The following is a 21,622-nucleotide window of genomic DNA, read 5'->3' as shown; positions in this document are numbered from 1 at the left end:
ATTGGGTATTGGGCCTGTCGCGCGATCAGTTCAGGGTCGGAAATACGATCGCGCCATTGCGCAGCAGCCACATCACGCTGGTCAGCGTGATGACTGACACGAAGGTGCCGGTCAGCACCGCCACCGAGGCCGGCTCCACCCAGCTGTTATACTGCCGGCCGATCACAAACACGTTGAGCGCCGGCGGCAGCGAGGCCATCAGCACCGCGGTCGCCGCCCATTCATAGCTGAACGGCCCGAACGCGATCATCAGCCCAAACACGATCAGCGGATGCAGCACCAGCTTGATGCTGATCAGCGCCGGGATTTCCCACGGCACCCGCCCGAACGGCCGCAGCGCCACCGTGACACCGAGCACGAACAGCGCCACCGGCGCCGCGGCGTTTTGCAAAAACTGCAAGGTGTTATCGACCGCCGCCGGCAATTGCAGATGCAGCGCCGCGGCCAGCGCCCCGCAATAGGCGGACACGATCAGCGGGTGGAAGATGATGGCGCGCAGCATCTGGCCGACCGTGACCCACACCGGCCGGCCATCGCCGCCGGCCAGCGCCATCAGGATCGGCACGATCGAGAACAGAAAAATGCTGTCGAAGCAGAAGATCAGCGCGGTCGGCACCGCCGCCTTGCTGCCCAGCACCGCCAGCGCCAGCCCCGGGCCCATATAGCCGATATTGCCATAGCCACCGGCCAGCGCCGCGATCGCGGTGTCGCGCAGTTTCAGGCCGCCGAGCAGCCACGCCACCAGCGCCGCCAGCGTGAACGCGATCATGGTGCCAAGCGTGGTCGCGACCACGAATGGCAAATTGTTGAGTTCCTCGAACGGCGTCTTCGACATGATCCGGAAGAACAGCGCCGGCAGCGACACGTACAGCAGGAAGAAATTCATCCAGGCGAGGCCGTTTTCCGGCAACCGCTGCCAGCGGCCGCAGGCAAAGCCGATGAAGATCAGGCCGAAGTAAGGAAGCGCCAGGTTCAGGATCTCGATCATTGAATTTTATTTGTTATTTTTGTTCGCGTCCGATCTACGCCGGCGCCGCGCGCCGGCTCTAGCCTCGCGGCTCTTCCTGGTTTATTCGACGTGGGATGATCAAGATCAGGACTGCCCGTTTCCAGATTGGACAGATCGTTCGCCATCGGGTGTTTTCGTTCCGGGGCGTGATCTTCGACATCGATCCGGTGTTCGACAACACCGAAGAATGGTGGCTGTCGATCCCCGAGGACGTTCGACCGCACAAGGATCAGCCGTTTTATCATCTGCTCGCCGAAAATGCCGACACCGAATATGTCGCCTATGTCTCGGAGTAGAATCTGGTGGCGGACGACTCGAGCGAGCCGATCCGGCATTCGCAGGTGTCGGAGATCTTTGTGCGCGACAAGTCCGGCTGCTACCGGCCGCGCAATTCGTCGCTGAACTGACCACCTGAGCGAACCGCGCAGGCAGCGATCAGCTCTGCGCGTGATCGGCTCTCAAGCACGGAACTTCAGACAAAAGAAGTCCAGATCAACAAAGGGGAGCCGATTGGGCTCCCCTTGGTCATGTTGCTTGCGCGGATTACTTGGCGGCCGGATTGGCCTGCTGCTGAGCCTCGAGCTTCTTGCGCTGCTCTTCGGCCCGCTTCTGCAGTTCTTCCTGCAGCTTCTTCTGGGTTTCTTCGAACTGCTTCGGGTCGGTCGGCGGGCCGTCATAGGCCTTGGCGAACTCAGCCAGCGGCAGCGGCAGCGTCAGCGGCGCGCCATTGGCGTTGATCGCCTGCACGATCAGGTTCTGGCCCTTCTTCAGGTTGGACAGCAGATCGGGCGTCACTTCGTAGTCCGACATACAGCCATTGGCGAAGCAGATCACATAGGGGCTCTGCATCGGCTGGTTACTGTCGACGATCACGCGGGTGCCGTGCACGAGCTGCATGCCGAGCGGCAGCGTCACGCGCAAAATCTTCTTTGGCTCGCCTTCCGGCTCGATGATCACGGCAGCGATCACCGGCTGGCCGGATTCAATGCGGCCGTCCTTGCCGGTGAAGCACACCTGCTTGGCGTTGGCTTCCTGGCCCTTCAGGCAGAACTTGGTCCAGGGCGCGTAAATGAGCTGCACCTGCTGATCGGCGGGCGGCGTTGCCTGCTGCGGCGCGGCACCCTTCTGCGCCGGAGCGGGCGCCGGGGCAGCCTTGGCCTTCGGTTGCGCACCCTGAGGCTGCGCACCCTGCGCGGCAGGAGCCTGCTGCGCCTGCGCCGCCGGGATCGCGGTCATGGCGGTCAACGTCGCCGCCAGCAGGGCGATAGCTCCCCCGCGCGGCAGAGCCGACGCGGCCAAGAGACGGAAATTCATTGCGGAGACCCTTTCTGAACGGTAGCGCCCCCAAAATGCAGCGGAGGCCGACATCTCGCCGGCGCCTGTCTCGAAACCGATTGCGGCGGATACGTGGCAGGCCTCGCGGCATGGTCAATGTGGGGGCATTCAATACAGCGGCGGTTGAAAAGATCAATGCCGGCTTGCCATTACCAACCCCAATCGAAGCCCCCGGCAGATGTGCTAGAGATGGGCCGTGCCGTTGATCGAATCACCGCGCTGCAAACGGGGCAAGTCCCTGCTTTGGGCGGCCAAATTGGCCGCGGGGTTGGCTTTTTGCCTGTTTCAGGCACTATCCGGGGCCGCTGCCGAACAGAAGCCCGGCCCGGCCCATGCGCTGGCCATGCACGGCACCCCGGCGCTGCCCGCGGACTTCAGCCACCTGCCCTATGCCAACCCAGCCGCGCCGAAAGGCGGGCGGCTGATTCTCGGGCTTTCCGGCACCTTCGACAGCCTCAATCCGTTCATCGTCAAAGGCATCGCCGTGCCGCAGATGCGCGGCTATGTGATCGAGAGCCTGCTGACCCGCGGTCATGACGAGGCTTTTACGCTGTACGGGTTGCTCGCCGAGAGCGTCGAGACCGACGAGGCGCGCAGCTACGTCACCTTCCGGCTGCGGCCGCAGGCGCGCTTTGCCGATGGCCGCCCGGTCACCGCCGAGGACGTGCTATTCTCCTGGCAGCTCTTGCGCGACAAGGGCCGGCCGAACTACCGGCTGTACTACGCCAAGGTCACCAAGGCCGAGATTATCGACGCGCGCACCATCCGCTTCGATTTCGGCGGCGCCGCCGACCGCGAATTGCCGCTGATTCTCGGGCTGATGCCGATCCTGGCCAAGCACGCGGTCGATCCCGAGAAGTTTGAGGAAACCACACTCAGCGCGCCGCTCGGATCGGGGCCCTATCAGGTCACGGCGGTCCGTCCCACCGCGAGCGTGACCTTGACCCGCAATCCCGATTATTGGGGCCGCGACCTGCCGCTGAACCGCGGCTTGTGGAATTTTGACGAGGTCCGGCTCGACTTCTATCGCGAGGCCAATGGCCAGTTCGAAGCCTTCAAGCGCGGCCTGTATGACGCCCGGATCGAGCACGAGCCGCTGCGCTGGCACGAGGGCTACAAATTCGCGGCCGTGAAACACGGCGAGGTGCGGCGCGACACCATCAAGACCGGACTGCCGCAGCCGACCGAATATCTGGTGTTCAACACCCGCCGGCCGGTGTTTGCCGACATCAGGGTACGCGAGGCGCTGACCTTGCTGTTCGATTTCGATTGGATCAACCGCAACTACTTCTTCGGGCTCTATGGCCGGGTTGCCGGCTATTTCCCCGGCTCGCAGCTCTCGGCCTATCAGCGCCCGGCCGATGATCGCGAACGGCAGTTGCTGGCGCCTTATCTCAACCGTCTGCCGGCCGAGATCATCGACGGCAGCTTCCGCCTGGCGGCTGGCGACGGCTCGGGACGCGACCGCGACGCCCTGCGGCGCGCCTTGGCGCTGCTGGCAGAGGCCGGTTTTGCGCTCGATAGCGGCATCCTGAAACACCAAGACACCGGGCAGCCGCTGCGCTTTGAAATCCTGGTCACCACCCGCGATCAGGAGCGGATCGCGCTGGCCTATGCCCGCGATCTGAAACGCGCCGGCATCGAAGCCGAGATTCGCGCCGTGGACGGCGTGCAATTCGACCAGCGCCGGCTCAGCTACGCGTTCGACATGATCCAGAACCGCTGGGATCAGTCGCTGTCGCCGGGCAATGAGCAGGCGTTCTACTGGGGCAGCGCCGCGGCCGAGGTGCTTGGCACCCGCAACTACATGGGCGCCAAGGACCCGGCGATCGACGCCATGATCGCAGCGATGCTGGAGGCCCGCGACCGCGAGGAGTTCGTCAGCGCGGTGCGCGCGCTCGACCGGGTGCTGATCGCCGGTTTCTATGCGATTCCAGCCTATAACGTGCCTGAACAATGGATCGCCCGCTGGAATCGGATACAAATGCCGTCCAGTACCGCCCTCTCCGGCGTCCTGCCCGAGACGTGGTGGTTTGCGCCGCCTCGACCATCGCAAAGGTGATCCCGTGAGCCAGAACGCCGCGTCGCCGACGCTCGATGACATGTTCCGCCGGATTGTGGCGCGCGAGCCCGGCCTGATGGCGCTGATCGATCCGGCCGACAAGATGCGGATCACCGGCCAGGCCCCGCAGCGCCTGACCTATGCCGAGGCGGACCGCGCGATCGCGGCGCTGGCGGCGCATTTCACCGCGGCCGGGTTGCCGGTCAACGCGGTGATCGCCGTGCAAATGCCCAATTGCATCGAGCTGTTTCTGACCATCTTGGCCGCGCACCGCGCCGGACTGGTGGTAGCGCTGCTCCCGCAATTGTGGCGCCAGGCCGAGCTGACCATGGCGCTGAACCGCACCGGCGCGCGCGCGATCGTCACCACCAGCCGCATTGACGGCGTCAACCATGCCGACCTGGCGATGGCCGCCGCCGCCGAGGCATTTTCGATCCGCTACGTCGCCGGCTTCGGCAGCAATCTGCCGGAAGGCATGGCGCCGCTTGACGACGTGATGGCGGCGCCGCCGATCATCGAAACCGCGGCCCGCCAGGATTCCCGGCGCGCGGCGATCGTGACCTTTGACGTCACCGCCCAGGGTTTTCGGCCGATCCCGCGCACCCATCTGCACATGGCCGCCGGCGGGCTGGTGCTGGCGCTGGAAAGCCGGCTGCCGCAACGCGCCACCTTGTTGTCGGCGATGGCGCCGACCTCTTTTGCCGGGCTGGCGTCGTCGCTGGTCGCCTGGCTGCTGAGCGGCGGCACGCTGGCGCTGCATCATCCGTTCGACATCGAAGTGCTGGAACGCCAGATCAACGAGCTTGGCTGCGATGCGCTCAGCATCCCGGCCGGGCTGGCGATGCGGCTGTCGGAAGCCGGTGTGCTCGCCGGCGCGCCGCGGCTGCAAAGCGTGCTGGCGCATTGGCGCACGCCCGAACAAGTGTTTTCCAGCCCGCAATGGGGTGAGGCGTCGGCCGCGCTGACCGACGTCTATCTTTTCGGCGAGGCCGGATTGCTGGCGGCGCGCCGCCCCGACAATGGCGCCCCGCTGCCGATCAAGCTTGGCGTGCATGGCGTGCCGCGCGAGGCCGCGTCGTCTTCGACCGCGGGCGAGACGCTGCTGACCAGCAACGGCACGCTCGGCCTGCGTGGCCCGATGGTGCCGATCGCGGCCTATGCGCCGGACGCTCCCAGCCGGATGGACATCGATTCCGCTCCGCCCGACTATGTCGACACCGGCTATGCGGCACGCACCGACCGGGCCACCGGCGCGCTGTGCATCACCGCGCCGCCGCCGGGCATCATCACCGTAGGCGGTTATCGGTTCCTGTCGCAGGACCTGCTAGAATGGGCCAAGCGGCTCGGACATGGCGCGCTGCTGACCGCCCTGCCCGACAAACTGAGCGGCTACCGGCTGGCCGGCCGCGCCGCCGACAATTCCAAGGCGCGGGAAGCGCTCTCTGAACTTGGCCTGAATCCTCTTATGGTTGAGGCCTTTAGAGACAGTTCTTCACAGGCCGATGAACGGCAAGCGACGTTGACAGTGCATTAAGCCGGCGCGGCTAGAACAGAAGCGTGTTCAACGCTCTGTTCCGGTGATTGATGTCGCACCCTGGTCCGATCGTCCTGGTGTCGTCCGCGCTGCAGTCGAGAGTGACAGAAACCCTGTCAGAAGCCGGACTGTCTCCGGTGCTCGAAGCCGGCTGGCGCGACGCATTGGACAGCGTGCAGCAATTGCAGCCGGCCGCGGTGATCGTCGCCGCCCCCGATCAGAACCATCATCTGCACGAACTGGCGCGCCGGGTGGCAAGCTGCGAGCCCTATGTGCCGCTGATCGTGGTCGAGCCGCGCGATACGCTGCCCAGCACCGCAATCGCCTTCAACCCGATCGACGGTCGCTATCAGCGGCTGGTGCCGCGGCTCAAAGCGGCGCTGCGGGTTCGCAGCCTGCATGACACCGTGCTGCGCCGCATCGGCAACGACCTGACGCTGCGGACCTCGCTGCAAGCCACCGATCCGCGCACCGACGCCACCGTGCTGCTGCTCGGCCGCGGCGGCGGCTATGCCGCGCTGTCGGTCGCGCTTGGCGAGCGGGTCGGCGTGGTCGGCACCTTGAGCATCGAGGGCGCCGCCAAACATCTCAACAGCCGCGAGCTCGACGGCATCGTGCTTGGCGACGGTTTTAGCCCGCGCGTGGTGGAAGCGTTTTTGACGGTGATGGCCGAGGATTCCCGGTTCCGGCACCTGCCGATCATCGTCACCGTGCCGGGCGCGACCGTGGCGAGCGAACTGCCCAACATGGAAATCGCGCTTGGCGACCCGGAATGCATTGCCGCGGATGCGCTGGCGCTGTTCCGGCAGCACGCCTTTGCCGCGCGGCTCAATCGCACACTGCAATCGCTCGACCAGGGCGGCCTGATCGACCCGCGCACCGGCCTGCTGACCCCATCCGCCTTTGAGCGCGATTTTGCGACCGCGGTGTATCAGACCCAGGCGCGCGGCGGCGGGCTGTCAGTGGCGCGCTTCACCTTCGAACACAAGGAACTGCGGGTGCGCACCGACGCCGCGCTGATCGCCAGCCGGCTGATGCGGCGCATGGATTTCGGCACCTTGCAGGATGACGGCTCGCTGCTGCTGGTCCTGATCGGCGCCGATCAGCGCAGCGCGCAATCGATCACGCGCCGGCTCGCCAGCGTGATGAAACAGACCTCGCACGGCACCCGGCGCGAGGCCCGGATCGATCCGGACATCGCGATCGCGTCGCTGGCGCCCGGCGATTCCGCCAAGTCGCTATTGGCGCGGCTGCAGCCGCCGCCAGAGCGCGCGGTCGCCGCCGGCTGACGGCGCCGCGCCGCCGATCAGGCCGCCTTGCGGCCGTCGGCGAGATTGGCGAGCTGCTTGAGAATGTCGGTGGTGCCGGCCAGCCGTTCTTCCGGCGTCGCCCAGTGCTGCAGGAACACCACCTTCATATCCGGCCGCACCTTGGCGGCCTGGCCGTGCATCTTGATGAAGCCGACCAGCTTCTCCGGATGCGCGAACGCATTGTCGCGAAACGCGATCACCGCGCCCTTCGGACCGGCATCGACCTTCTCGACATTGGCGCGCCGGCAATAGGACTTGATGGTCGCGACCTTGAACAGATAGCGCACCTCGTCCGGCAGCGGGCCAAAACGGTCGCGCAGTTCGGCCGCAAAGCCGTCGATCTCGTCCTCGGTGTCGAGATCAGCCAACCGGCGATACAGCGACAGCCGCACTGACAGATCGGAGACGAATTCTTCCGGGATCAACACCGGCATGCCGATGGTGATCTGCGGCGACCAACGATCGGCGACCGGCTCGACCACGCCGGCCTTGAGGTTGGTGATCGCCTCTTCCAGCATCGATTGATAGAGCTCGAAGCCGACTTCCTTGATGTGGCCGGACTGTTCTTCGCCGAGCAGATTGCCGGAACCGCGGATGTCGAGGTCGTGCGAGGCGAGCTGGAAACCGGCGCCGAGCGTTTCCAGCGATTGCAGCACCTTGAGGCGGCGCTCGGCCTGCGCGGTGATCTTGTGCTGCGACGGCAGCGTGAACAGCGCATAGGCGCGCAGCTTGGAGCGCCCGACCCGGCCGCGCAGCTGATAGAGCTGGGCGAGGCCAAACATGTCGGCGCGGTGCACGATCAAGGTGTTGGCGTTGGGAATATCGAGACCGGACTCGACGATCGTGGTCGAGAGCAGGATGTCGTATTTGCCGTCATAGAACGCCGACATGATGTCTTCGATCACGGTCGGCGGCATCTGGCCATGCGCCACCGCGACCTTCATTTCCGGCACGTTCTTGTCGAGGAACTCCTTGACGCCGGCGAGATCGTCGATGCGCGGCACCACATAAAACGCCTGGCCGCCGCGATAGCGCTCGCGCAGCAGTGCCTCGCGGATCATCAGCGGATCGTGCGGCGCCACGAAGGTGCGTACCGCCAGCCGATCAACCGGCGCCGAGGCGATGATCGACAGATCGCGCACCCCGGTGAGCGCCAATTGCAGCGTGCGCGGGATCGGCGTCGCGCTCAGCGTCAGCACGTGCACTTCGGCGCGCAGCTGCTTGAGACGTTCCTTGTGGGTGACGCCGAAATGCTGCTCCTCGTCGACCACCAACAGGCCGAGGTCCTTGAACTTGATGGCCTTGCCGAGCAGCGCGTGGGTGCCGACCACGATGTCGATCGAACCGTCGGCGATGCCCTTCTTGACCTGCGACAGCTCCTTTGGCGTCACCAGCCGCGACGCCTGACCGACCGTGACTGGCAGACCGCGGAACCGCTCCGTGAAGGTCTTGGCGTGCTGGCGCGCGAGCAGCGTGGTCGGCACCACCACGGCGACCTGCTTGCCTTCCATCGCCACCGCAAAGGCGGCGCGCAGTGCCACTTCGGTCTTGCCGAAGCCGACGTCGCCGCACACCAGGCGGTCCATCGGCTTGCCGCTTTCCAGATCGTGCAGCGCGGCGTTGATGGCGCCGAGCTGATCCTCGGTCTCCTCATAGGGGAAGCGCGCGCAGAACTCGTCATAGAGCGAGGGCTGCAACACGATTTTGGGCGTTTCGCGCAGATGACGCTCGGCGGCGATCTTGATCAGCTCGCCCGCCATCTCGCGGATGCGGTTCTTGAGCTTGGCCTTGCGCGCCTGCCAGCCCGAGCCGCCGAGCCGGTCGAGCTCGACCGTGGCGCTGTCCGAGCCATAACGCGACAACAGCTCGATGTTTTCGACCGGCAGAAACAGCTTGGTATCACCGGCGTAATGCAGTTCGAGGCAGTCATGCGGCGCGCCGCCGACCTCGAGTGTCTGCAGCCCGACAAAGCGGCCGATGCCGTGCTCGACATGCACCACGATGTCGCCGGTCGTCAGGCTGGTGACTTCGGAAATGAAATTGTCGAGCTTGCGGCTGGCGCGCCGCGGCCGCACCAAACGGTCGCCGAGAATGTCCTGCTCGCTGATCACCGCAAAGGCGTCGGTCTCGAAACCGGACTCCATGCCGAGCACCGCCAGCATGGTCTCGTTGCGCGGCGTGGCCTGCACCATGCGCCAGGTGTTGACGCTGGTGATGTTGTGCAGCTTGTGGTCGGCCAGCATGCTCGCCATGCGCTCGCGCGAGCCTTCGCTCCACAGCGTCACCACCACCTTTTTGCGCGCGGCCTGCAGGCTATTAATATGCGCGACCAAGGCCTCGAACACATTGACCGAACTATCAGCACGCTCCGGCGCGAAATTGCGGCCTTGCTTGGCGCCGGCGTCGATCACCGCGCCGCCCTGTTCGGGCATCGCGAACGGCGTCAGCCGCGCCAGCGCCCGGCCCTGCAACCGCTTGTCCCATTCGTCCTCGGAAAGATAGAGCCGGTCCGGCGGCAACGGATTGTAGATCGCGCCGCTGCCGGGCAGGTCGCGTGCTTCCTTCCGCGCCAGATAGTAATCGGCGATCTGTTTTAAGCGTTCGCGCGCGGCGTCTTCGCTCTGCGGTTCGATCGCAACCGGCGTGCCGTCGAGATAATCGAACAGCGTGTCCATGCGATCCTGGAACAGCGGCAGCCAGTGCTCCATGCCTGGATAGCGCCGGCCTTCGCTGACCGCTTCATAGAGCCCGTCATCGCGGGTCGGCGCGCCGAATTCGGCGACATAGCCCATCCGGAACCGGCGAATGGTTTCGGTGACCAGCTGAAACTCCGACACCGGCACGAGATCGAGGCCGCGCATCGCATGCAGCGTGCGCTGGGTCTCGGCGTCAAACGTGCGGATCGATTCCAGCTGATCGCCGAAGAAATCAAAGCGCACCGGCTGATCGAGGCCGGCCGGAAACAGATCGAGAATGCCGCCGCGCACCGCATATTCGCCGGGCTCACGCACGGTCGAGGCGCGGTTGTAGCCATTGTGCTCGAGCCAGGCGACGATCGAGTCCATTGGCACGACATTGCCCGGCGCCACCGACAGCGCCTGCGCCGCCACCTGCTCGCGCGCCGGCACGCGCTGCACCACGGCGTTGACCGTGGTCAGCACGATCAGCGGCTTGTCGCTGCCGGTCAGCCGCGACAGCCGCGCCAAGGCTGTGAGCCGCTGCGCCAGGATGCCGCCATGCGGCGACACCCGGTCATAGGGCTGACAGTCCCAGGCTGGAAATTGCATCACCGCCAGATCGGGCGCGAAGAATTCCAGCGCACGCGCCAATTGCTGCATGCGCGAGCCGTCGCGACAGATCACCGCCAGGCTGACCGCCGGCGGCTTGGCTTTCGCCGCCACCGTCCGGGCCAGATCGGAAATGATCAGACCTTCCGCACCTTCCGCCACATTGGCGAAGGTCAGCGGCTGCCCCGGATTTAGAAGATCGGCAGGCGAACGGTGCGGGGCCTTCATGCGTCGCGATCCCAATTGCCGTAGCGCTTGATCCGCTCGAACAGACCGCCCTCGAATTCCGGCGGCAGTTTGCCGCCGCCGGACACGGCGGCATAGAGATCGTGATCGTTGACCTCGATCAGCCGCTCCAATTCATCGAGCTCGGCGTCCGTCAGGCTGCCGATCTCGGCATCGGCAAACTGACCGAGGATCAGATCCATTTCGCGCGTGCCACGATGCCAGCAGCGAAACAGCAGCCGCTTGCGCCGGTCGTCGAGCCCACCGCTCGATCGTGTCGTTCCCGTCATTGTCACCATCCGCTTCAACGCCAAAAGCCCGGACGGTGCCGGGCCCGCCCGATATAGCGGTGTCGGGCGGCGCTGTCAGCCTCAGCCTGTGCATTGCATTCGCCACAAAATGCATCCAAGCCAACAGCCACGCACAGCTTGAGCAACCCCTGAGTCGGCGGATGCGTCCAGAACGCCTCAATCCCTTATTCGTGCCGGTCACCAGCCTGAATGGCGTCGGCCCGAAGCAAGACAAACTGTTCCGCTATCTGCTGGATCGCGACCAGACGCCGCGGCTGGTCGATCTGTTGCTGCATCTGCCGTCCAACGTGATCGACCGCCGCGCCCGGCCCAAAATCCGCGACGCCGTGCCGGGCACGGTGGTGACGCTGGAAGTCACTATCGATCGCCATCGCCCGGCCCCGCCCGGCCGCTCGCGCGCGCCGCACCTCGTCTATGCCAGCGACGACACCGGCGACGTGGTGCTGACCTATTTCCGCGCCAAGCCCGGCTATGTGGAACAGCTGCTGCCGGTCGGCACCAAGCGTTACGTGTCCGGCACCGCGCAGCTGTTCGACGGCACGCTGCAGATCGTGCATCCCGACCGCGTCGTCGATGAAGCGGGTCTGGCGCAATTCACCGGCATCGATCCGGTCTATCCGCTCACCGAGGGCCTGGCGCTCGGCTCGCTGCGCCGCGCGATCGCGCAAGCGCTCGGCAAACTGCCGGAGCTGCCGGAATGGATCAGCCCCGAGGTGCTGCGGCGCTGCCAGTTTCCGCCGCTCGCCGAGGCGTTGCAGCGCGTCCATCGCCCGGTCGAGCCCAGCGATGCGCTGCCGGCCAGCCCGTATTGGTCACGCCTCGCCTACGACGAACTGCTCGCCGGGCAATTGGCACTGGCCTTGGTGCGCGCGCAGTTGCGCCGCCCGGCCGGCAGCCGCAATGCCGGCGACGGTGCGCTGCGCCGCCGCGTGATCGAAGCGCTACCTTATGAACTGACCGCCTCTCAGCACGACGCAATTGCGGCGATCGCCGAGGATTTGCGCCAGCCGGTGCGCATGTTGCGGCTGCTGCAGGGCGACGTCGGCGCCGGCAAGACCGTGGTGGCGCTGCTGGCCGCCGCTGCCGTGGCGGAAGTCGGCAAACAGGCCGCGCTGATGGCGCCGACCGAAATCTTGGCGCGGCAGCATGCCAAGACCATCGCGCCGCTCGCCGCCGCCGCGGGCTTGCGCACCGCCATTCTCACCGGCCGCGAAAAGGGCAAGGAGCGCCGCGAGATTTTGCAGCAGCTCGCCAGCGGCGAGCTCAACATCGTGATCGGCACCCACGCGCTGATTCAGGACGACGTGGTGTTCCACGACCTCGCGCTGGCGATTGTCGACGAGCAGCACCGCTTTGGCGTGCGCGAGCGGCTGGCGCTGACCTCCAAGGGAGCCAGCGTCGATGTGCTGGTGCTGAGCGCAACGCCGATCCCGCGCACTCTGGTGCTCACCTATTTCGGCGACATGGATGTTTCCGAACTGCGCCAAAAGCCAGCTGGCCGCCAGGCGATCGACACCCGCGCCATCCCGAGCAGCCGGCTGGCCGAAGTGATGGATGCGGTCGGCCGCGCGATCGCCGCCGGCAAGCTGGTCTATTGGATCTGCCCGCTGGTCGAGGAATCCGAGGCGGTCAATCTGACCGACGCTGAACAGCGTTTCGAGAGCCTGCGCGAGCGCTATGGCGATCAGGTCGGACTGGTCCATGGCCGGATGCGCGGCACCGAGAAAGACCGGGTGATGGCCGAATTCGCCGGCCGGCAGATCAGCGTGCTGGTCGCAACCACGGTGGTCGAAGTCGGCGTCGACGTGCCGGACGCAACCATTATGGTGATCGAGAATGCCGAGCGCTTTGGCCTCGCGCAGCTCCATCAGCTGCGCGGCCGGATCGGCCGTGGCTCGGAGGCTTCGACCTGCCTGCTGCTGTATCGCGAGCCGCTGGGCGAGATGTCGGCGGCGCGCCTCAAGGTGATCCGTGAAACCACCGATGGTTTTCGGATCGCCGAAGAGGATTTGAAGCTGCGCGGCGAAGGCGACGTGCTCGGCACGCGGCAGAGCGGCCTGCCCGGCTACCGGATCGCGCGTTCCGAGGTGCACGCCCAGCTGATCGCGCAGGCGCGCGACGAAGCGCTGACCATCCTCAAGGAAGATCCCAAGCTGCAGGGCCCGCGCGGCGAAGCGCTGCGCTGCCTGCTCTATCTCTATGAGCGCGACGAAGCGCTGCCGCTGCTCGGCGCCGGCTGATCAGTCCGCTTTGACGCGGCGGCGCGAAAACGCCGATTCCGGCTGATCGGCCGCGGCGCGCGCCGCGATCACCGAACCAGCCAGCGCCGCGATCTTCTTCTGCGGATCGGAGCCCGGCTGCACCACGCCTGCCGACATGATCAGCGTCGCCGCAGCGTCCGCGGTCATATCGACTTCGATGATCTTGCTCTTGGGAACGTAGAAGAAGAAGCCGGTGGTCGGGTTCGGCGCACAGGGCAGAAACACCGAGATGTGCTCCTCACGCCCCGGCAATTTTGACGACACTTCAACGCTCGGCGGCTGCGAGATCAGCACGATCGACCACATACCCGGCGCCGGAAACTCGACCAGACCGACTTTTCGGAAACTCGACCCGGTTGCCGAGAACAGCGTCTCGAACACCTGCTTGAGGCCGCGATAGATCGCCCGCACCACGGGCATCCGGCCCAAAAGCCGTTCGCCGAAATCGACCAAGGTGCGGCCGATCAAATTGGCGGTCAGAAAGCCGAGCAGCGTCAGCGCCACAAACGCCACCACCAGACCTGACCCCGGCACGGCGAACGGCAGATAGGTTTCGGGCCGGTAATCCACCGGGACGAACGGGCGCACAAAACTGTCGACCCAGTTTACGAAACCCCAGGTCAGATAGAAGGTGATGGCGATCGGGCCAGCGACGATGATGCCGGTCAGAAAGTAGTTGCGGATGCGTCCCGCGAAGCCGCGTGGCGGCTCCGTCTTGTTGTCGATGGCGGGCTGCAGGGATTTATCGTCGCCGGTCATTGGGCATCCAGGTCAGTCATGCAGTTCAGTCATGAACACTCGCGCTAGCCGCCAGTGCCGGACACCGCGAGAGAATCCGCACGCGCAGCTGGAGTATTGCATATCTGGTGCCAACGGCGCGGGCGCAATCGCCGCTGGCCAGAATTGTCCAAAGCTTATCGGGAAATTGTGGCCGCGGTGCAACCGGGCGGTGCACTCCGCGACCTAGCCGTGCCCTGCCCTTATTCCACGGTCACCGATTTCGCCAGATTGCGCGGCTGGTCGACGTCGGTGCCCATCACGACGGCCGTGTGATAGGCAAGTAACTGCACCGGGATCGCATAGACGATCGGCGTGAACGCCGACGGCATGTCGGGCAAGACGATGTTGACCAGCGCCTCGACGCTGGCTTCCGCCGCGCCCTTGGCATCGGTCATCAAAATGATGTTGCCGCCGCGCGCCGCCACTTCCTGCATATTCGACACGGTCTTTTCAAACACCCGGTCGAAGGGCGCGATCACCACCACCGGCATATTCTCGTCGATCAGCGCGATCGGGCCATGCTTCAGCTCGCCGGCGGCATAGCCTTCGGCGTGGATGTAGGAGATTTCCTTCAGCTTCAGCGCGCCTTCCAGCGCCAGCGGATAGCTGGTGCCGCGGCCGAGATAGAGCACGTCCTGGCGCTTGGCGATGTCGCGCGCCAGCCGTTCGATCTGCGGCTCGGTGGCGAGCGCCGCCGACATCAGCCGCGGCACTTCGATCAGGCCATGGACCAGCTTGGTTTCGTCGGCCTCCGACAATTCGCCACGCGCCCGCCCGGCTGCCACCGCCAGCGCCGCCAGCACCATCAGCTGACAGGTGAAGGCTTTGGTGGACGCTACGCCGATCTCCGGCCCGGCCAGGGTCGGCATCACCACCTCGCTTTCGCGGGCGATGGTCGAGGTCGGCACATTGACCACCGACAACGTATGCAGCCCCTGCTCCTTGGCGTAGCGCAGCGCGGCCAGCGTGTCGGCGGTCTCGCCCGATTGCGAGATCACGATCGCAAGATCGCCGCGGCACAGCGGCGCTTCGCGGTAGCGGAATTCGGACGCGACGTCGATTTCGACCGGCAGCCGCGCAAAACGCTCGAACCAGTATTTGGCAACGTGGCCGGCGTAGTTCGCCGTGCCGCAAGCGGTGATCGAGACGCGCTGAATGTCGCGGAAATCGAACGGCAGCTCGGCGGGCAGCACCGCGCGCTCGGTCGCCATGTCGATGTAGCGCGCCAGCGTATGGCCGACCACTTCGGGCTGTTCGTGAATTTCCTTGGCCATGAAGTGGCGGAAATTGGCCTTGTCGACCACGAATGACGACGCGCCGGATTTCAGCGTTTCGCGCTTCACCACCTCGCCATCGGCGTTGCGGATCACCGCGCCGGTGCGGGTCAGCACCACCCAATCGCCGTCTTCGAGATAGCTGATCGTGTCGGTGAACGGCGCCAAAGCGATCGCATCCGAGCCGAGATACATTTCACTGTCGCCATAACCGATCGCAAGCGGCGATCCCTTGCGGGCGCCGATCATCAGATCATCATGGCCGGTGAACAGGAACGCGAGCGCGAACGCGCCGCGCAGCTGCGGCAGCGATAGCCGCACCGCTTGTTCGGGCGACTGGCCCTGCTCCAGATAGGAGTTGACCAGATGCGCCACCACCTCGGTGTCGGTGTCGCTGGTGAATTGCGCACCGGTGCTTTCGAGCTGCTGACGCAGCTCGCGAAAGTTCTCGATGATGCCGTTATGCACCACCGCGACGCGCTCCGTGGCGTGCGGATGGGCGTTGTTTTCAGTGGGCTTGCCATGCGTCGCCCAGCGGGTATGGCCGATGCCAACGCGCCCCTGCAGCGGCGCATCCTTCAGGCGCGCCTCAAGATTGCGCAGCTTGCCCTCGGCGCGGCGCCGCTCGATATGCTCGCCTTCCAGCGTGGCCACACCTGCTGAATCATAGCCGCGATATTCCAGCCGCTTCAGCGAATCCACCAGCAGATCCGCGACCGGACCCTGCCCCAAAATGCCGACAATGCCGCACATGCGGATCAACTACTCCAGAATCGAATGCAGACAGCCCCAAACGTCTCGCGTGTCTTACTGGGTTCTCTACAATCGCAGATAATCAATATTCATTGCGAACTAAGACAAGCGATCGCGTGGGTCGCAACCGCTGCCGGTCACGGCTCACGCGCGATGTGACTTATCTTTGGATTTGGCGCGGGTCTTGGCGTCGCGATAGCGCTTGGCCCAGCCCTCCCGCACCGATTGCTCGGCGCGCTCGAGCGCCAGCGCGTCATCCGGCACCTCGCGGGTGATCACCGAGCCCGAGCCGACATAGGCTCCGGCGCCGATCTTGACCGGCGCTACCAGCGAAGTGTTCGAGCCGACAAAGGCGCCAGCGCCGATTTCGGTCTTGTGCTTGCCGTAGCCGTCGTAATTGCAGGTGATGGTCCCGGCGCCGATATTGGCTTTGCTGCCGATATGGGCGTCGCCAATGTAAGTCAGGTGATTGACCTTGGCGCCGGCATCGATCTGCGCCGCTTTGGTCTCGACGAAATTGCCGATCTTGGCGCCGTCGCCGAGCAAAGTGCCGGGCCGCAGCCGCGCATAAGGACCGACCGAGGCGTCCTTGCCGACCACCGCCTGCGCCAGATGCGAGAAGGCGTGAATCACCGCGCCGTCGCCAATCGAGACGCGCTCGCCGATCACCACAAACGGCTCGATGGTGACGTCCTTTCCAAAAACAGTATCAGCCGCCAAAAACACCGTTTCCGGCGCGATCATGGTGACGCCAGCGTCGAGCGCGGCGCGGCGCAGCCGGGCCTGCATCACCGCTTCCGCCTCGGCGAGCTGCGCCTTGGTGTTGATGCCGCGTACTTCGTCTTCGTCGGCTTCGACCACGATCGATTGAAGGCCGCGCTCGCGGACGATCGCGATCGCGTCGGTGAGGTAGTACTCGCCCTTGGCATTGGCATTGCCGATCCGCTCCAGGATCGACAGCGCCACATCGCCCCGGATCGCCATCAAGCCGGCATTGCACAATCCGATGGCGCGCTCCTGCTCGGAGGCGTCGGCATGTTCGCGGATTGCGACCAGGGCGCCGTTTTCGACCAGCAGCCGGCCGTAGCCGGTCGGATCGTTGGGCCGGAAACCAAGCACCACCAGCGCCGCGCCCTGCGCCAGCGGCTGGCGCAGTTGCGCAAACGTCTCGGCAGAAATCAGCGGGGTATCGCCAAACGCGATCAGCACGTCGTCGGCGTCGCGTTCGAGCGCGGCGCGCGCCGCCAGCACGGCATGCGCGGTGCCAAGCCGCTCGCTCTGCACAAAAGTTTCGGCCTGCGGACGGACGCGCTGCGCCTCCTCGGCGACCGCGGCGTGATCGGGACCGATCACCACGGCGAGCGCAGCGCCATCGCCGCCCGGCGCGGCCTTCAGCACATGCGCCAGCAGGGTCTCACCTGCGACGCGATGTAGCACCTTCGGCAAGGACGAACGCATTCGCGTACCTTCGCCAGCGGCGAGCACAATGGTTAGGCTGGTGCGGGCAGACATGGATTCGGTCACGATCCTCAGGCGGCGGGGAAGGTTTTCATAATGCCTTTCGGCGGTTCTGCAAACCTTGCCGCCTCGTCCGGGGATACCATCAGCCACGATGCAGTTCGCTTTCCCTGATATCCTTGGCCCATGATTCGCGCCGCGAAGGGGCCGGCAGAGATCGTATGACCACCAAACACGCTGATTTGGCGGAACGCCTGCATACCGACCCCGATCGGGGTCTGTTCGGCGTTTTGGCCGAGGAAGAGGATTTGGATCAGCGCGCGCTGTGGCGGCTCGGCTCATGGGCGGTGAGCGCGGTCGGTGCATTGGTGCTGGCGATCCTGGTCAGCCAATCCTCCGGGCAGGACCAGCACGGCCAAATGGTCTCTGCCGATCTGGCACGCCAGGCCCAGCAGATCCAGCGCCTGACCAAGGAGGCCCAGAGCGAGCTGTCCCGGCTCGGCGCCGCGATCGAAACCCTGAACAGCGATCGCGACCGGCTGTTCACCCGGGTCACTATGATGGAGCAGAACCTGGAATCGGTCACCGGATCGATCGCCAGGGGCGCGGCCGCCTTCCCGCCGCATCTGCCGGTGGTGGCCGCTCAGCCTGCCCACCCAGCGCCGAAATCAGCCGCACGGGCCACGCCCCCGGCTCCAGGACCGGCGCAGGACGGCGACAAAACCGTCGCCGAAGCCGCGCGGCCGGCGTCCCCCGCGGCGGAACCAGTGCCGGTGCCCGCGTCCCGACCGGAAATTGAGACCGGAGCGCCCAAGCCTGCCGAAACGCCTGCCCCGGCGGCCGCCGGAGCTGCCGCGACCCCGTCCGCGCCGCCGTCCGCCCCCTCCAAACCGGAAGTGGTGATCTCGCGAGCAATGCTGGGGCCGCCCGATCCCGCCGCCGGGCGGCTGATCGACCCCGCCGCTGCGACCACGCCGGCTGCCGCCACGGCGTCGCCGACCGACCCGCATCTAGCCTCGCGCGCAAGCCTGGTCGCGGCGCCGCGCCCAATGGCGCCACCGGCGGTGGTCAGCACCACCCAGGAGCCGGAACCGGCGGCGGCCGAGCCAAAGCAGCCGAGCGTTCCGGTGCCGCGCACCGAATTCGGCATTGATCTTGGCGGCGGCAACTCGCTCGACAATCTGCGGGTGATGTGGGCGCGCATGATCAAAACCCACAAGACGCTGAGCGCTCTGACCCCGGTCGTAACGGTCAAAGAGCGCGGCTCCAGCACCCAGTTGCGGTTGATCGCCGGGCCGATCACCGACGCCGCGACCGCCGCCAAATTGTGCGCCGGGCTGACCGCGGCCGATCAGTATTGCGAAACCGCGATGTATGACGGCCAGCGGCTGTCGACCAAACGGGCGACGCCCGCGCCGCCGCCGCAGCCGCAGCCGACCACCACCAAAAAGCGCACCAGCGCCCGGTTTTCGCCCGAGCCCGAGCCGGAGCACGTGCCGCCGCAGCCGCAAAACCCGCCGACACCGCCGCCGCATTCGTCGCTGCAGCCGTCATCGCTCAACTCGCTGTTCGGCCTGCGCTGAACGGGACTTTCGCCAAAGCTTGCGCCGTCCGTCGCGGTTGTTCTTGGTCGCAAATCGCCGCATAATTACGAGATGAAGAAACATCCCTTTCGGCTGACGCCTTATCAGGTGCAGTGGCTGTTGATCGTCGGCTTCACGACGGTCGGCTATGCGCTCTACCTTCGCTATCTCGCGATCGAATTCTCGACCGTGTCGCTGGCCTGCGAGGCCGGCCAGCAGAGCATGCTGTGCCAGACCCGATCGCTGATGACCTATCTGTTCCGCCATTCGGTGTTCGGCATTGCCGCGCTGGTGATCGCGGTTCTGCACGTGATCCGGCCGTCGATCGTGCTGCTCACCGCGGGCCTGGTGGCCGCGGGCTTCGGCATTGTGCTCTACAATGTGGCGCTGTCGGGCGTGGCGATCGGCCTTTTGATCCTCGGCTTTGCCCGCCCCGCGCCGGAAACGGCGTAGCGGCAATCGCTCAAGTGGCGGCGCTGCTCACCAGCGCCGGCCACCGCTCCGTCGCTTCCCGACGATTCAGCAAATAATGGTCGCCGCAGCTGTGTGAGCGCACGGAACGCTTTTGCGTGCGAGACCACCTGTTGGGCGGCGAGGCCCTCCGGCAGGCTCGCGGCAACCAGCGCAGCCACACCCCAAAAAGCCCGCCCAAACGCAGCGCGCTGCGGCTCTGGTGTGATCAGAACCGCAGCGCGCGCTTGTCGTCAGGTCTCGCTGTCGCCTTTACAGGGCGGCGGCAGCGTCCAGCCTCGGCTCGGACTGCGCCGGCCGGTTATTGTCGTCGTGGGGCTGCTCGCCCCGCGCCCGCCACAGCGTCACCGCCATCATCAGATAGGCCGCGACCGTCCACAGCGCCTGCCAGTTCTTCGGCCCCTCATTGAAGCCGGTATAGATCGCGGTCACGGCAAACACCCCGGCAAACACCGCTTCGGCGATAGGCCGCGTGCCATGCGTCGGCCGGTTGAGCAGCGCCAGCGCCAGGAACGGCAGCACCGCCATGGTCAGCGACGCGAACGGGAAGTCGCGATAGCGCGGGTCGAAGGTGAAGCCGAGCGCGGTCATCGCCCCAATCACGGTGGTGACGCCGAAGCACAGCACCAAACCACGCGCCAGCCAGGATTTGGTGCGGCCCTCGCGCGGTCCGATCAGTTCGAGGAAACTCGGCAGCGCCCGGCCCGCGATCAGCGCGCTCGCGCCCAGAATCGGCGCCAGCGTACCGGCCGCCAGCAGCAGCCCCCACATCGCCCAGCCGCCATAGCCGAGGCTTTCATAGATCATCTTGTCGACGGCGATGCCAAACAGCACGCCGGACGCGGTCGCCGAGACCCCGACCGCCAGCCACGACAAGAAGCGCGGCGACCACGGCCGGCGCCGCGCGGTCAGCATCGCCGCGCCGAACACCAGCACGCTAAGCCCAAGGCCGCAGCCGAGATAGATCTTCCACAACGGATAATTGCTGACCGGCTGACCCGCCGGATATTTCAACGCCCGTTGGTCGGCGTCGATCAGACCCCAATAGCCGCCGACCGTGCCTTCCAGCTGCCGCTTCCACGGCTGGTCATAGGCTTCGATCAGATTGACGCGGTAGTTCTCGCGCTTTGCCAGGCTGAGAATTTCCGACACCACCCGCGCCTGATTGGCGCGCGAGGGCAGCGCGCCTTCGCGCATCCGCCCGGCGCTCGGCCAGCCGGTCTCGCCGATCAGGATTTCCTTGTTCGGGAACGCCACCGCAACGCGTTTGCGGATCGAATCGACATGGGCGGCGGCGTAGCGGGCGCGCACCGGCAGGTCTTCCCAATAAGGCAGGATGTGAATGGTGACGAAATCGACCGCGTCATAGACGTCGCGATGCCGCAGCCAATATTCCCAGACGTCGGCATAGGTGACCGGCACTTTGACCTTGGGCTTCACCTGGCGAATCGTCGCAGCCAGATCGGCGGCAGTCATTTCGCCGCGCAGCAGCACCTCGTTGCCGACCACCACCGCGGTGATCACGCCGGGATATTCCTTGGCGAGAGCGGCGGCGCCGGCGATCTCGGCGGCGTTCTTGTAGCGGTCGCCGCCCAGCCAGATGCCGAGCATCACTTTCAGCCCGACCTTCTCGGCCAGCTCCGGCACCTTATCCATGCCGTTCTGGATCGAATAAGTGCGCACGCATTTCGAGATTTTCGCAAGCTGCGCCAGATCTTCCGCGATCTGCTCCGCGGCGATCTGTGTCGAGGCGATCAAAGGCGTCTGGCTCCCGCGGAACGGGGCATAGGACACGCATTCGAGCTTATCGCTCGGATCGATGGGGGCACGGCTCAGCGACACGGGAGTGGCAAGCCACCACCACGCGGCAACGATGAGGCTGAGCGAGACCAGGAGAAGCGCCAGTGGCGTCCGATAAGAAATGGGTTCCGTCCTCCGCAAAAGGCGGACCGTCGATAGCCGTTCACCG

Annotated in this window: 14 protein-coding genes and 1 pseudogene; 7 read left to right on the top strand and 8 right to left on the bottom strand. The window is 65.7% G+C overall.

Annotation, left to right across the window (positions count from 1 at the left end; genetic code table 11):
* Positions 1 to 25 precede the first annotated feature (25 nt).
* On the bottom strand, positions 26 to 988 hold the full coding sequence (locus BJ122_RS05865; protein WP_110780191.1) for an AEC family transporter: 963 nt from the start codon (positions 986 to 988) through the stop codon (positions 26 to 28).
* Positions 989 to 1,083: 95 nt separating this feature from the next.
* Here BJ122_RS05865 and hspQ point away from each other — a divergent pair.
* Positions 1,084 to 1,416 (top strand): annotated as a pseudogene (gene hspQ / locus BJ122_RS05860) (heat shock protein HspQ).
* Positions 1,417 to 1,552: 136 nt separating this feature from the next.
* On the opposite strand, the gene BJ122_RS05855 reads toward hspQ, so the two are convergent.
* Positions 1,553 to 2,323 carry an invasion associated locus B family protein gene (locus BJ122_RS05855; RefSeq protein WP_110780190.1) on the bottom strand — a complete coding sequence of 257 codons (771 nt, stop codon included), beginning with the start codon at positions 2,321 to 2,323 and terminating at the stop codon, positions 1,553 to 1,555.
* Between the two features lie 364 nt (positions 2,324 to 2,687).
* Between BJ122_RS05855 and BJ122_RS05850 the strand changes: the two genes are divergently transcribed.
* From BJ122_RS05850 to BJ122_RS05840, 3 genes are read left to right on the top strand one after another with little or no spacing between them, the layout of a single operon-like run.
* Entirely contained in the window at positions 2,688 to 4,406 is a 1,719-nt protein-coding gene (locus BJ122_RS05850) for an extracellular solute-binding protein (RefSeq protein WP_110780319.1), read from the top strand.
* A 4-nt stretch (positions 4,407 to 4,410) separates the two neighbouring features.
* On the top strand, positions 4,411 to 5,940 hold the full coding sequence (locus BJ122_RS05845; protein ID WP_181418882.1) for an AMP-binding protein: 1,530 nt from the start codon (positions 4,411 to 4,413) through the stop codon (positions 5,938 to 5,940).
* Positions 5,941 to 5,990: 50 nt separating this feature from the next.
* Positions 5,991 to 7,229: a GGDEF domain-containing protein gene (locus BJ122_RS05840; protein WP_110780189.1), complete on the top strand. Its 1,239-nt coding sequence runs from the start codon at positions 5,991 to 5,993 to the stop codon at positions 7,227 to 7,229.
* 17 nt (positions 7,230 to 7,246) lie between these two features.
* On the opposite strand, the gene mfd is transcribed toward BJ122_RS05840, so the two are convergent.
* Together mfd and BJ122_RS05830 are read right to left on the bottom strand one after the other, a co-directional pair.
* Positions 7,247 to 10,765 (bottom strand): transcription-repair coupling factor, encoded by a 3,519-nt coding sequence (gene mfd, locus BJ122_RS05835; RefSeq protein ID WP_110780188.1) that lies wholly within the window; start codon positions 10,763 to 10,765, stop codon positions 7,247 to 7,249.
* Positions 10,762 to 11,052 (bottom strand): FAD assembly factor SdhE, encoded by a 291-nt coding sequence (locus BJ122_RS05830; RefSeq protein WP_103010568.1) that lies wholly within the window; start codon positions 11,050 to 11,052, stop codon positions 10,762 to 10,764. The genes mfd and BJ122_RS05830 overlap by 4 nt, the downstream gene beginning before the upstream one ends.
* A gap of 161 nt (positions 11,053 to 11,213) precedes the next feature.
* Here BJ122_RS05830 and recG point away from each other — a divergent pair, with 161 nt between their 5' ends.
* Complete coding sequence (gene recG, locus BJ122_RS05825; protein WP_110780187.1) at positions 11,214 to 13,313, top strand: ATP-dependent DNA helicase RecG; 2,100 nt, start codon at positions 11,214 to 11,216, stop codon at positions 13,311 to 13,313.
* Here recG and BJ122_RS05820 read toward each other — a convergent pair whose 3' ends face one another.
* From BJ122_RS05820 to glmU, 3 genes are all read right to left on the bottom strand, one after another.
* A complete protein-coding gene (locus tag BJ122_RS05820) occupies positions 13,314 to 14,093 on the bottom strand; it encodes a DUF502 domain-containing protein (protein WP_103010567.1) in 780 nt (259 codons plus the stop codon). It abuts the gene before it with no gap.
* 221 nt (positions 14,094 to 14,314) lie between these two features.
* Positions 14,315 to 16,141, bottom strand: coding sequence for a glutamine--fructose-6-phosphate transaminase (isomerizing) (glmS, locus tag BJ122_RS05815; protein ID WP_110780186.1), 1,827 nt, complete (start codon positions 16,139 to 16,141; stop codon positions 14,315 to 14,317).
* 144 nt (positions 16,142 to 16,285) lie between these two features.
* Positions 16,286 to 17,653, bottom strand: a complete 1,368-nt coding sequence (gene glmU, locus BJ122_RS05810) for a bifunctional UDP-N-acetylglucosamine diphosphorylase/glucosamine-1-phosphate N-acetyltransferase GlmU (RefSeq protein WP_110780185.1) — start codon at positions 17,651 to 17,653, stop codon at positions 16,286 to 16,288.
* Between the two features lie 167 nt (positions 17,654 to 17,820).
* Between glmU and BJ122_RS05805 the strand changes: the two genes are divergently transcribed.
* Together BJ122_RS05805 and BJ122_RS05800 are read left to right on the top strand one after the other, a co-directional pair.
* Entirely contained in the window at positions 17,821 to 19,182 is a 1,362-nt protein-coding gene (locus tag BJ122_RS05805) for a hypothetical protein (protein ID WP_110780184.1), read from the top strand.
* 72 nt (positions 19,183 to 19,254) lie between these two features.
* A complete protein-coding gene (locus BJ122_RS05800) occupies positions 19,255 to 19,635 on the top strand; it encodes a hypothetical protein (RefSeq protein ID WP_027277290.1) in 381 nt (126 codons plus the stop codon).
* Between the two features lie 270 nt (positions 19,636 to 19,905).
* Here BJ122_RS05800 and BJ122_RS05795 read toward each other — a convergent pair whose 3' ends face one another.
* Positions 19,906 to 21,594, bottom strand: coding sequence for a glycoside hydrolase family 17 protein (locus tag BJ122_RS05795; RefSeq protein WP_110780183.1), 1,689 nt, complete (start codon positions 21,592 to 21,594; stop codon positions 19,906 to 19,908).
* Positions 21,595 to 21,622: the final 28 nt, after the last annotated feature.

Source organism: Rhodopseudomonas faecalis, assembly GCF_003217325.1.
Classification (GTDB): domain Bacteria; phylum Pseudomonadota; class Alphaproteobacteria; order Rhizobiales; family Xanthobacteraceae; genus Rhodopseudomonas; species Rhodopseudomonas faecalis.
The sequence above is the reverse complement of the archived record's forward strand: the minus strand, read 5'-3'. Positions and strand labels throughout refer to the sequence as shown.